9 protein-coding genes are annotated in these 12,229 nt (G+C 76.8%); 4 read left to right on the forward strand and 5 right to left on the reverse strand.

Annotated elements, in window-relative coordinates; all coding sequences use genetic code 11:
- Positions 1–273: 273 nt before the first annotated feature.
- A complete protein-coding gene (locus ABT093_RS25905) occupies positions 274–1,386 on the reverse strand; it encodes a basic secretory protein-like protein (RefSeq protein WP_350568577.1) in 1,113 nt (370 codons plus the stop codon).
- Between the two features lie 250 nt (positions 1,387–1,636).
- Between ABT093_RS25905 and ABT093_RS25910 the strand changes: the two genes are divergently transcribed.
- On the forward strand, positions 1,637–3,778 hold the full coding sequence (locus tag ABT093_RS25910) for a serine/threonine protein kinase (RefSeq protein WP_350568579.1): 2,142 nt from the start codon (positions 1,637–1,639) through the stop codon (positions 3,776–3,778).
- A 230-nt stretch (positions 3,779–4,008) separates the two neighbouring features.
- On the opposite strand, the gene ABT093_RS25915 is transcribed toward ABT093_RS25910, so the two are convergent.
- Entirely contained in the window at positions 4,009–7,035 is a 3,027-nt protein-coding gene (locus ABT093_RS25915; protein WP_350568580.1) for an AfsR/SARP family transcriptional regulator, read from the reverse strand.
- A gap of 342 nt (positions 7,036–7,377) precedes the next feature.
- Here ABT093_RS25915 and ABT093_RS25920 point away from each other — a divergent pair, with 342 nt between their 5' ends.
- The gene (locus ABT093_RS25920; RefSeq protein ID WP_350568581.1) at positions 7,378–8,013 is read left to right on the forward strand and encodes a DinB family protein; all 636 of its coding nucleotides are present in this window, start codon (positions 7,378–7,380) and stop codon (positions 8,011–8,013) included.
- Here the strand turns inward: ABT093_RS25920 and ABT093_RS25925 are convergent.
- Positions 8,004–8,981, reverse strand: coding sequence for a helix-turn-helix transcriptional regulator (locus ABT093_RS25925; protein ID WP_350568582.1), 978 nt, complete (start codon positions 8,979–8,981; stop codon positions 8,004–8,006). The genes ABT093_RS25920 and ABT093_RS25925 overlap by 10 nt on opposite strands.
- A gap of 116 nt (positions 8,982–9,097) precedes the next feature.
- On the opposite strand from ABT093_RS25925, the gene ABT093_RS25930 reads away from it, so the two are divergent.
- Entirely contained in the window at positions 9,098–9,511 is a 414-nt protein-coding gene (locus ABT093_RS25930; protein WP_350568583.1) for a DUF3224 domain-containing protein, read from the forward strand.
- Between the two features lie 229 nt (positions 9,512–9,740).
- On the opposite strand, the gene ABT093_RS25935 is transcribed toward ABT093_RS25930, so the two are convergent.
- Positions 9,741–10,595 (reverse strand): class I SAM-dependent methyltransferase, encoded by an 855-nt coding sequence (locus ABT093_RS25935; protein WP_350568584.1) that lies wholly within the window; start codon positions 10,593–10,595, stop codon positions 9,741–9,743.
- A gap of 103 nt (positions 10,596–10,698) precedes the next feature.
- Entirely contained in the window at positions 10,699–11,100 is a 402-nt protein-coding gene (locus ABT093_RS25940; RefSeq protein WP_350568586.1) for a YciI family protein, read from the reverse strand.
- Positions 11,101–11,283: 183 nt separating this feature from the next.
- On the opposite strand from ABT093_RS25940, the gene ABT093_RS25945 reads away from it, so the two are divergent.
- The gene (locus tag ABT093_RS25945) at positions 11,284–12,219 is read left to right on the forward strand and encodes an oxygenase MpaB family protein (RefSeq protein WP_350568587.1); all 936 of its coding nucleotides are present in this window, start codon (positions 11,284–11,286) and stop codon (positions 12,217–12,219) included.
- Positions 12,220–12,229 lie beyond the last annotated feature (10 nt).

The raw sequence follows: 12,229 nt of genomic DNA on the forward strand, positions 1-12,229 counted from the left end.
CCGAATCGCCCGCCCCACCCGTCACCCTCCGTACCCGCCCCGTCCTGCGGACGGTCGGCGGGGGGGAGGGGTGGGTCACCGACGGGGGGGGGAGTCCGACGGGCGGTGGGCGGCAGGGCCGGGCGCCGGGCGGGCAGTCGGGGGCCGAACCGCGGACGGGGCGGAGCCCGGCAGACGGCGACGGGGGGCGGACGGCCGGGGGCCGGGGGCGCGCAGGACGGCCGCCGCCGGTGGGGCGGCCGTCCTCGGGGTGTCGGCCCGGCCGTACGTGGCCTACTTGGGCATCTCGTTCCAGAGCTGGTCGGCGGTCTTGCCGGTGAGCTGGACCCAGATCTGGCCGGTGTTGTCGTAGTCCCTGGTGTTCAGCAGGTACGGCAGGTCGGGCCGCTGGTAGGCCCTCATGACGTAGTCGATGAACCGCGCGGTGGCGCTGTAGCCGCTGTTGTACCGGTCCCCCGGGGCGAGCGGGTGGACGGTGCCGGGCTGGAAGTTGTAGTAGCGCACCCAGTCCGCCAGCCCCTCCTCCAGCCATCCCGGGCGGTACGGGTGGCCGAAGAACGCCACGTGCGCGGCCTCGTGCAGCAGGAAGCCGGTGTCGCCCCGGTTGTTCCGGGTGTAGTTGATGTTGACGTGGATCTCGGGCACGGCGCCGGACCGCGCCTCGGCGGGGTAGTTGACGATCTGCGGGTCGAGGACGATCCGGAACCGGGGGGCGGCGGTCCACGCACCCTTGGTGACCAGGTTCGAGATCGTCGGGTAGTAGTTCGCGACGGTCTGCTTCTGCTGCTCCAGCCACGGGCCGAGGTCCGGGGCCTGCGAGTAGTCCAGGTCGATGACCGGGCGGCCGGGGTTCGGCGGGGTGGTGCCGGTGTTCCGGTCGAGGTTCCAGTTCTGCGCCGGGTCGCCGGCGTCGCAGGCGGCCACCTTCGCGTTCAGGTCCGCGCCGCGGGTGAGGCAGAGGCTCGGGTCCGAGACGTTGCGCAGCAGCCACCCCCTGCCGTCGCCCAGCGAGGTGTTGTGCAGGCTCCACCGCTGGTTGTCCGCGCCCACGTAGTTCCAGGCGCCGACGGTGTTCCGGCCCATGTCGCGGTCGATCGCGTTGTTGGTGCCGGGCACCTTGACCGACCAGGTGCCGGCGCCCTCGTCCTTGATCGTCCAGACCTGCTGGGCGGACGTCTCGTTCCAGTCGCGGACCACCACGTTGGACCCGGTGGTGCGGCTGTCCCACTGCAGGGCTCCGCCCGCCTTGCTGGAGAGGCGGTACTCGGCGCCGCTGACCGGCAGCGGCAGGTCGGTCGCGCTCGCGGTCCCGGCCCCCAGGGCCGTCCCTGACACCGCGGTCGCGGCGACCAGGACCGCGGCGGCGGCCGTACGACGGTTGATCATCTCGGGTTCCCCCTTCCGGCCGGCTCCCCGGTGGAGTCGACCTGTCGCCATGTCACCGCTCCGCCGCACACAGCGAGTCGACGGACCGTCCACGGACGCGTTGACAGGAGGGCCGGACGGCCCGACCCGGGGGTTTCGGTGCCCACGCCAAGTCGGCGTTTATTTCCACCCGGCAGGATTCGCCGGTGCGACCGAGGGCCGGCCCGGCCCCGGCGGCGGTCGCGGCGACGAAACGAGGTCGAGGAGAATCATGCGTGGCACCACGCTCGGTGACCGCTACCGGCTGGACGACTGGCTCGGCGGCGGTTCGATGGGCGATGTCTGGCTCGCCAGGGACCAGGTGCTCGACCGCCGGGTGGCCGTCAAGGTCCTCAAACCCGCCCTGCTGGACGAGCCCGGCTTCGCGGAACGGTTCCACGACGAGGCCCGGGTGATGGCCCGGGTGCAGCACCCGGGCATCGTCGGCGTGTACGACTTCGGCCCCGGCCGCACCGCCGAGAACGTCCCCTCCTGGGGCGCGCCGCCGGAACCCGCCGCCCGCCCGGTCGCCTACCTGGTGATGGAGCTGATCGACGGCGAGCCGCTGAGCGCCGTGATGGAACGGCGCGGACCGCTGACCGTCCCGCAGGCCCTCGGCCTGGCGCTGGAGGTGCTGGCCGGGCTCCAGGCGGCGCACGAGGCCGGCATCGTCCACCGGGACATCAAGCCGGCCAACCTGATGGTGCGTGACGGCCACGTGGTCATCACCGACTTCGGCATCGCCCGCCCGGGCTGCGACCCCCGGCTCACCGTGCCCGGGATGGTGCTCGGCACCGCCGCCTACCAGGCACCCGAACAGGCCTCCACCGGCACGGTCACCGCCTCGGCGGACCTGTACGCGCTCGGGGTGGTGCTCTACGAGTGCCTGACCGGGCGGCTGCCGTTCGAGGGCGAGACCGCCCTGGAGCTGATCCTCAAGCACCTGACCGATCCGGTGCCCCCGCTGCCGGACGACGTCCCGGCCCCGGTCCGGGCCCTGATCGAACGGGCGCTGGCGAAGGACCCGGCCCTGCGCTGGCCGGACGCCGCCGCCATGACCACGGCCGTCCTGGCGGCCCTCGCCGGCGCACCGGCCGAGGGCCCGGCGGCCGGGCCGTCCTGGGCGGCGGTGGTCCGGTCGACCGGCGCGCTGGCGGCGCTCCGGGCCACCGGGTCGGCGGTCCGCCCGGCGGTCGCGACCGAGGCCGCCGCCGCGACGCCCTCGCGCGCGGCCCGGTGGCGGGCGGCGCTGTTCGGCAGCCGGCGCCGGACCCTGCTCGTGACCGGCGCCGCCGCGCTCTGCTGCGCCGTCACCGCCACGACGGCCGTCGTCCTGCACCGGGCCGCGGGGCCGGCCGAGCTCCGGGCGGGCGACGCGGCGGCGGCCTCCGCCCCGTCGGGCCTCCCGCTGTCGGCGCCCGTCGGCCTGCTTCCCGACCAGGGCGCGCCGTCCCCCTCCCCCGGTGCGCCGGCCCCGTCCGGGGAACCCTCACCGACCGGGCCGGCCGTCCCGGGCGCGCCGCTCCCCGAGGCGGGCGTCACGGGCGGCGCGGCTCCGGGCGGGACGGCGGGCGGAGTCCCGGGCGGAACGGCCGGCGCGGCGGTGGGCGGGAACGGTGTCGCGCCGAACGCCTCCGCGAACCTCCCTGGCACGCCGGGGACACCGGGCGGGGCGGCCGGCTCCGGGACCGCGGGCGGCGCGCCGAACGCCCCCTCCTCCGCACCCGGGCAGCCGTCCGCCCCGGGCAGCCCCGGGTACACGGCCGCGCCGCCGAGCGCCCCGGCCTACACGGCCACCCCGCCGCGGACCACCTCCCCCGCCTACACGCCCGCCCCGGGGTACACCACGCCCCCGCCGGCGTACACCACTCCCCCGCCGTACACCGCCTCCCCGTCGCCCCCGCCGCCCGGGACCGTGCCGACCGATCCACCCGTCAAGCCGCCGGTCCAGCCGGGCGGCCCGCTGCCGCACCTCGCCCGGCTGTCCAACGGCGGGTCCGTGCTGTACGACCAGGCCTCTCTCGACGTCGACGGCAACCCGGTGGTCCTCACCTCCGACGACGGCGGCCCGGGCGGCGTCTGGCAGCTGACCCCGCGCACCGACGGCGGGTACTCCCTCACCAACGCCGCCAGCCGGTCCGGCCGGGTCCTGGACCTGGAGGGGACCCGCTCGCAGACCCGGCTGCTGTACCCGCCGATCCCCAGCACCCCGAACCAGATCTGGTCGTTCACCCCGACGCGCGGCGGCTATCTGGTGACCGTCGCCCGGGATTCGCAGCGCTGCCTGTCGGCCGCCGGGCCCGACGCGCCCGCCACGGTCCGCGCCTGCACGGGCTCCCCCGACCAGGTGTGGACGGTCTCGGCGGCGGCCTGACCCGGGGGCCCGCCGTCGAACCCCCGCCGTCCGCCCGGAGGGCGGCCCGGGCAGTTCCCCCGGCCGTCCGCGACCGAGGACAACGCCGCGCGGAGCGGACCCCCCGCCCGCCGGGCCGGAGGCACATCGCCCGGCGGGCGGGGGGGCGAAGACAGGCCCCGGACCCGCGCGGACGGCCGGGGCCGGTCGCCCACGCGGGCCAGGAGCACGAGACGGACCGGCAGCCGGGGTCAGGCCGGGAGCCAGGAGGGCCAGGACCGCCGGGGCGGTCCGGCCGGGCGGTCCTCGCCGAGCAGCGGCAGCAGGCGCTCGGCCTCCGGCGAGCCGATCGGGGCCAGGATGCCGTGCGCCTCGGCCCAGCAGGCGCGGGCCCGGGCCAGGTCACCGGGGCGCTCCAGGTCACCGGGCCGCTCCGGGTCGCCCGGGCGGGGGTCCGCCAGGGCGTCGCCGAGGGCGGCCAGGGCGAGGCCCCGGCCCCGGTGGTCGCCGTCCAGGGTCAGGACGTCGACCGCCCGCTCGGCCGCCTCGACCGCCTCCGGCACGCGCCCGGCCGCGCGCAGCGACTCGCCGAGCCGCAGCAGGATCCGGCCGGTCCGCCGGTGGTCGTCCGGGTCGGTCAGGGCGAGGGCGGCCCGGCGGTGGGCGACCGCCTGGTCGGGCCGGCCGAGGTCGTGGGCGATCGAGCCGAGCGAGTCCCGGGCGCGGGCCTCCAGTTCGCGGTCGGCCAGGTCGTGGCCGATCATCAGGGACTGGTCGACCACCCGGCTCGCCGCGCCGAACCGGCCCTGGCGGGCGAACGCCCCCGCCAGTTCGAGCAGTTCGACGGCCAGCGCGCGCCGGTCGCCGAGCTGCCGGCGGACCGCCACCGCGGCCGAGAAGCCGGCCACCGCCTCGTCCGCGCGGCCGAGCTGGAGGAAGCAGGCGGCGAGCGAGCCGTGCGCGAGGGCCAGCAGCGGCTGCGGCAGTCCGTGCGCGGTGCACAGATCGCGGACCCGGAGCAGCTCGGCGAGGGCCGAGGAGGCGGAGCCGACCTCGGCCAGCAGCCGGCCGAGCACCAGGCGGGCCCGGGCCTCCGCGGTCCGCTCGCCCTCCTCCAGGGCGGCGCGCAGCAGGGCGTTCGCGGCGTGGCCGAGCGGCCGGACGGCGTGCCCGGAGTCCGCCGACAGGCAGACGCCCAGCAGGAGTTCGGCGAGCCGGCCCAGGCCGGGCGCCGCGCCCGGGGGCCGGCCCGGGAGCTGCGCGCACTGGCGCACCAGCGCCCCGACGGCCACGTAGTCCGCGACGGCCGGGGAGGCGCTCCGGGCCGTCGGTGCCCGGAGCGCGGCCGTCACCCGCGCGTGGTGGTGGTCCACCAGCCGGGCCAGCGCGGCCACCCGCTCGCCGTCGACCTCCGCCTGATCGCTCGGGCCGCCCGGGCAGAACCGGTCGACCCGCTGGGCGAAGTCCCGCAGCAGATCGTGGTAGCGGTAGCGGTCGGGGCTCGCCGAGACCTCCAGCATCGAGCAGTCCACCAGCGACTCGGCCAGCTCCTCGGCGAACGCCTCCGGCCGGTCCAGGACCGCCGCCGCCTCCGCCGCCGACAGGTCCGGCACCTCGGGAACGGCCAGCATCCGGAAGGCGCGCGCCTGTTCGGCGTCCAGCTGGTCGAAGCCGAAGCGGAACGAGGAGTCGACGGCGAGGTCCCCGCTGCGCAGCGCGTCCAACCGGTAGCGGCTGCCGCCCAGTTGCTCCACCAGCCGGGTCACGCTCCAGCCGGGGCGGCAGGCCAGGCGGGCCGCGAGGATCCGCACCGCCAGCGGCAACTGCCCGCACAACCGGACGAGTTCACCGGCCGGACCGGCCTCGGCCGCCACCCGCTCGGCGCCCACCACCCGGGTCAGCAGGGTGACCGCCTCCTCGGCGGGCAGCACCGGCAGTTCGGTGAAGCGGGCGTTGGGCAGCGCCCCGATCCTGGTCCGACTGGTGACCAGGACGGCGCAGCCCGCGGCGCCGGGGAGCAGCGGGCGGACCTGCTCGGCGTCACGCGCGTTGTCGAGCAGGACGAGCACCCGCCGCCCGGCGAGCAACGACCGGTAGCGGGCGGCCCGTTCGGCCGCGCCCGCCGGGATCGCCTCGACGGGGACGCCGAAGGAACGCAGGAAGACCGCCAGCGCCTCCTCGGGGCGGGTCGGGCGGCCGTCCGCGCCGTGCAGGTCGAGGTAGAGCCGGCCGTCCGGGAACTCGTCGGCGAGGCTGTGCGCGACGTGCAGGGCGAGCGCGGTCTTGCCGACCCCGCCCATGCCCGCGACCGCCGCCACGGGCACGCAGCCCGGCTCCCGCAGGGCGGCCCGCACCGCCGCCACCTCCGCCGCCCGGCCGGTGAAGTCGGCGACGGCGGCCGGGAGTTGGTCGGGCCGCAGGGCCGTGGCCGGATCCGGCCCGGCCGCGGGCCCGGCGCCGGCCGGGGTCCGGTCCTCCTCCGGGAGCTCCGTCCCGGACGGCGGCCCGGCGGGCGCCGCCAGCGACGCGTCCGCCGCCAGGATCCGCCCGTGCAGGTCGCGCAGCCCCGGGCCGGGGGCGACGCCCAGCTCGGTGCGCAGCCGGCGGTCCGCCGCCCGGTACACCTCCAGCGCGCCCGCCTGCCGTCCGGAGCGGTACAGCGCGAGCATCAGCAGCTCCGAGAGCCGCTCGCGCAGCGGGTGCTCCTCGGCCAGGGCCGCCAGTTCGGCGACCGACTCCGCCGACCGGCCGCCCTCGACCTCCGCCTCCAGACAGGACTCCAGGACGGCGAGCCGGCGCTCCTCCCACTCCCGGCGCTGGCGCTGCACGTACGGACCGGGCACCCCCGACATCGGCTCGCCCCGCCAGAGCGCCAGCGCCGCCCGCAGGACGGCCGCCGCCTCGGCGTGCCGCCCCTCGGCGCGCAGCGTCCGCGCCCGGGCCAGCCGCGCCTCGCAGCGCGCGGTGTCCAGGGCCTCGGGGTCGGCCACGAGCAGGTACCCGCCGCCGAGCGAGGTCAGCACGTCGGGCCCGAGGACCCGGCGCAGCCGGTGCACGTACGTACGGATGACGCCGTGCGCGCTGGCCGGCGGGTCCTCGCCCCACAGGTCGTCGATCAGCTGGGTGCCCGAAACCTGCCGGCCCGCCCGGAACAGCAGGGCGAGCAGCAGCCCCTGCTGCTGCGGCGAGCCGAGCGCCAGCTCCACCCCGTCGCTCAGGCCGCGCACCGGCCCGAGCACTTCGAACCGCAGTCCGCCCGGCCGTGTCCCCTGGTCCACTCGATCGACTCCCCCCGTGCCGTACGACTCCCCCGTCCGCATGATAACCATCGGCATTCCCCCTGCTCAGATCGGACGGAGCGGCTCCGGCGGCGATGCTTGACTTCGAGTCACCCCCGGCGAACGGCCTCGGCGGAACGGACGACCGGGAGGGGAGACACCCCCGTGAGCACCGGCAGCGGCGACCACCGCGGCTTCCCGGGGCCCCGAACGCCGCCTCCGTCACGAGGAAGGTCTTCGGCGGGCACGGCCTGCCGCCCGTGGGCGGGCCCTGACTCCCGCGAACTCCCGCGCCGGGAAAACCCGGTGAAGGACGGGAACCGCGGCGGCAGACTGGCCGGCATGACCGAGGAGACGCTGGAAGCGTTCAAGAAGGACCTGCTCACCTATCTGCAGGACGCCCGGGACGCCCTGCTGTGGAAGCTCGAAGGACTGTCCGAGTACGACGTCCGCCGGCCGCTGACGCCGACCGGGACCAATCTGCTGGGGCTGGTCAAGCACGCGACGGCGGCGGAGGCCCTGTACTTCGGGGAGACCTTCGGGCGGCCGTTCGACGCGCCGCGGCCGTGGATCGTCGGGGACGCCGAGCCGAACTCCGACTTCTGGGCGACCCCGGAGGAGAGCCGGGAGGAGATCGTCGAGCGGTACCGCGCGGCCTGCGCGCACGCCGACGCGACGATCGCCGCACTGCCGCTGGACGCGGTCGGCCGGGTGCCCTGGGGCCGGCGCGCCGAGGTGACGCTGCACCACGGCCTCGCCCACATGACCGCCGAGACCCAGCGGCACGCCGGTCACGCCGACATCGTCCGCGAGCTCGTCGACGGCGCGACCGGCCAGCGGCGGGGCGGGGAGAACACGGCTCCCGGCGACGCGGCCTGGTGGGCCGGGCACCGGGACCGCGTGGAGCGCGCCGCCCGGGAGGCCGCCCGGGCGCGGGCCGGGGAGCCGGCGGGGAGGCGGGCGCCGGTTCAGGCGTAGCGGCGGGCGACGGCGGTGGCGGCGTCCGCGACGGCCGCGCGCAGGCCGGGCGGGCCGAGCACGACGGCCTCCGGCCCCAGCCGCAGCAGGTCACCGACGGCCACCGGCGTGCTCTCGACGGCGAGGTCCACCTCCACCCAGCCGTCGGCGTCGGGCGGGCCCGCGGTGTCCAGGGCCCGGGCGCCGGCGGCGCCGAACTGCATCGGCAGCAGCCTGCGGGCCTGCGGGGAGATCCGCAGCCGGGCGGTCTGCCGGTGGAGGGCGGCGGTCAGCCGGCGGGCGGTCTCCGTCCAGTGGGCGGCCAGGTCGAAGCCGGCGGGGCGCTCGAAGGTGCGGTCGGCGACCTCGACGGCGAGCAGCCGGGAGACCCGGTAGGTGCGGACGGCGGCGTCGTCGGACCCACCGGCGGCCCGCGCGACCAGGTACCAGATGCCGCCCTTGAGCACGAGGCCCAGCGGGTGCAGCTCCCGGTGCACCTCGCCGCGCCAGCGGCGGTAGTGCACGCCCAGCACCCGCTGCTCCCAGACCGCCCGGGCGACCGGGGCCAGGTGGGCGACCGGGTCGGCGTCGCGGAACCAGGCCGGGGCGTCCAGGTGGAAGCGGTCCTGGACGCGGCGGGTGCGGTCGGCGAGTTCGGCGGGCAGCGCCGCCTGGAGCTTGAGCTGCGCGGTGGTCAGCACGGCGCCGAGGCCGAGGTCGCGGGCCGGCCCGGGGGCGCCGGTGAGGAACAGCGCGTCGGCCTCGGCGTCGGTGAGCCCGGTGAGCCTGGTCCGGTAGCCGTCCATCAGCCGGTAGCCGCCCTCGGGCCCGCGGTCGGCGGTCACCGGGACACCGGACGCCGCCAGCGCCTCGACGTCCCGGTAGACGGTGCGGACCGACACCTCCAGCTCGGCGGCGAGCTCGCCGGCCGTCATCCGGCCGCGGTTCTGGAGCAGGAGCAGCAGGGCGAGGAGCCGGTCGGCGCGCATGCCCCCATTCTGCCGCCCGTACCTGACAGAAGGTGTCAGGTACGGGCGGCAGGGTGATCACCGAGCGCGCGGCACATCCGCCGCCCGCCGCCCCGAGCACCATCCGAAGGACGACCATGAGCACTTCCACCACCGTCACCGGCAGCTTCGGCTACGCCGACTGGGCGGAGACCGCGATCGGGCCGACGCAGACCCTGCCCCGGCTGGCCCGGGCCTCCGTCGTCAACGCCTTCACCGGCGGCATCGAGGCGGCGGCGACCGTCTGCGAGTACGTCTTCGTCTACGCCACCGAGAAGACCGGCACCTTCACCGGCCTCCAGCAGCTCACCGGCCGGCTGGACGGCCGCGCCGGCGGCTTCACGGTGGAGGAGCGCGGCACCTTCGAGGAGGACGGCACCGTCCGCTGCACCTTCGAGGTGGTCCCCGGCACCGCCACCGGCGCCCTCACCGGCCTGCGCGGCACCGGCAGCTACCTCTACCGCCCCGGCGAGTCGCCCGTCCCCTACACCTTCGCCTACGAGCTCGCCTGAGCCGGCGCCGGTGAGCGCGGGAGGCGCTGTCCGAGCCGCCTGCCGGGGCCGGCGGCCTGGACCTCCCCGACGCGCTCGCCCGGGCGGCGGCGGCCCTGACCGCGCCGTGGGGGCACCCCGGTGGCCTGCCCGCGCGGTGGGACGGGCCGATCCGGAGCTGCCGGTCCAGCTCTTCCGCGCGGTCGGCGAGGCCGCCGCGCTGCCCGGGTGAGCCGGACCGGCGCCCGGGCTACCGCCGGCCGGTGAGGAGGGAGATCCGGACGTGTTCCGGGTAGCCGGCGGGGGTGGGCGGGGCGGGGAGGGCGGCGCGCAGGCGGGCGGCGAAGGCCGGTCGCTCGGCCTCGGCGGGGAGGGAGGGGGCGGGGATGGCGGAGTAGAGGGTGCCCAGGAGCTGATCGGCGGTCAGGGCGTCCTCGTACGCGATCACCGTCTCCCGCACGTCCGTGAAGCCGGCGGCGGTCAGCGCGGCGGCGTAGCGCTCGCGCTCGGCGGTGTCGGTGCCGCAGGAGGCGGTGACCGGGCGGCCGAAGTGCTCCTCCAGCGCGGCGCGCAGGGCGCGCGACCAGTCGGTGTCCTGGGCCCAGACCGGCGCGCCGTTGGCGATCACGGCGACGCCGCCGCCCGGGCGGGTGAGCGGGTGCAGGGCGCCGAACAGCTCCGCGGGCCGCATCCAGTGCAGGGCGTTGCCGATCACGGTGACGCCGAGCGGCCGGTCGCCGGGCAGCAGGGCCGCGAGGGCGGGGACGTCGGTGTCGGTGCCGAGCAGCCACAGGGCGTTGCGCACACCCGCCCGGTCGGCGGCGGCGCGGGCCTGGCGGAGCATGTCCGGTTCCGGGTCCATGCCGATGACGCTCCGGACTCGGGCGGCGAGCGGGAGGGCGAGCCGGCCGGTGCCGCAGCCCAGGTCGAGCGCGAGGTCGCCGATGCCGGAGTGGGCGTCCAGGCCGAAGGTGCGGTCGAGGGCGTCGAGGACGGCGGGCGGGTAGCCGCGGCGGTACTCGGCGTAGAAGGCGGCCACATCGCCGGAGAAGTCCGGGAGGGCGGGGCCGGTGGGACCGGTGGGGCTGATGGAGGAGGCGGTCATGACCGCGTACCTGCCCACCGGCGCCGGACGCAGTCGGCCGATCGCTGTCGGCGGACAGCCGACGGCCCGCGGCGGGCGGGTCCGCCGCGGGCCGCGGGTGCCCTCAGACCTCGACGGGCGACTCGGACATGATCCGGCGCACCTCGACCGGCATGTCGAGCGGCCCGCCCCGCGGGCCGGGGGCGGCGGAGACCCTGGCCGCGATCTCGACGGCGCGCGGCTCGCCGTCGCAGTCGACGATCCACCAGCCGGCCAGCCACTCCTTGGTCTCCGCGAACGGGCCGTCGGAGACCACCGGCGCGCCGTCGCCGTGCGAGCGCACGATCCGGGCGGTGTCCGGCCGGTCCAGGCCCTGGGCGTCGACGAGTTCGCCGGTCGCGGTGAGCTCGGCGTTCAGGTCCCGCATGTACCGCACGTGGATCCGGACGTCCTCGACCGGCCACTCCTCGACCTTCGGGACGTCGACGTCCTTCGCGCTGAACTGCATCAGCAGCATGTACTTCATCGTTCCGCTCCTCGTTCGTCCGCGGGCTCTCACCGGAGGGTCGGAGCTCGCCGCGCGTTCTCGACATCCCTTCGGCATCCCGGCGGGCGGGATTCCGGGAGGAGACGGTAGCGGCTCCCCCGCCCGGCTCCCGGGAGCGAGGCCGTTGACCGGGCGCTGAACAGGCCCCTAGGGTCGGGATCCGTGCAGCGATACGACTGGCTGAAGAAGATTCAGCGCATGGACCCGGAGACCGAGTTCACCGAGATCTACCGGATCAGCAGTTGGTACGAGTTCCCCTGGGACTACACCCAGTCGCTCGGCTTCGCGCTCTACCGCACCTACGCCGTCCCGAGCATCGGCCGGCTGCTGGCGCGGACCGGCGAGTTCACCCGGCGCACGCAGAAGCGCTACGACGACACCCTGCTGATCCTGGAGGCGGTGGTCGAGCACGGCTTCGACTCCTCCCGGGGGCGCGAGGCGATCCGCCGGATGAACCAGATGCACCGCCGGTACGACATCCCGAACGACGACTTCCGGTACGTGCTCGCCACCTTCGTGGTGACACCCAAGCGCTGGATGGACGACTACGGCTGGCGCCGCCTCTCCCCGCACGAGATCCGGGCGGGCGTCAACTACTACCGCGAGCTGGGCCGGCACATGGGCATCGGCGGAATCCCGGAGACCTACGAGGAGTTCGAGCGGCTGCTCGACGACTACGAGCGCGAGCACTTCGCCTTCGACCCGGGCAGCCGGGCGGTCTCCGACGCCACGCTCGGCCTGATGGCCTCCTGGTACCCGGTGCCGCTGCGGCCGTCGATGCGGTTCTCCTCGGTCTGCCTGCTCGACGACCCGCTGCGCGAGGCCTTCGGCTACCCGGCCCCGCCGGCCGCGCTGCGGCACGCCGTGCGCGCGGGGATGCGGATGCGCGGGCGCTTCGTGCGGCTGCTGCCCCCGCGCCGGCGGCCGCACCTGGGACGGGACGGCTGGCAGGTGCGCAGCTACCCCGGGTACCCGTACGGCTATCGGATCAGCGACCTGGGCACCTTCGAGGAGAAGGACGGCGCCCGGCCCTCCTCCGGCGGCTGCCCGTTCCCGCACCCCCCGGCGGCCGCGGACGGGGGCCGCGACCGCGGCTGAGGTGCAACCG

The organism is Kitasatospora sp. NPDC002551 (assembly GCF_040296005.1).
Classification (GTDB): Bacteria; Actinomycetota; Actinomycetes; order Streptomycetales; family Streptomycetaceae; genus Kitasatospora.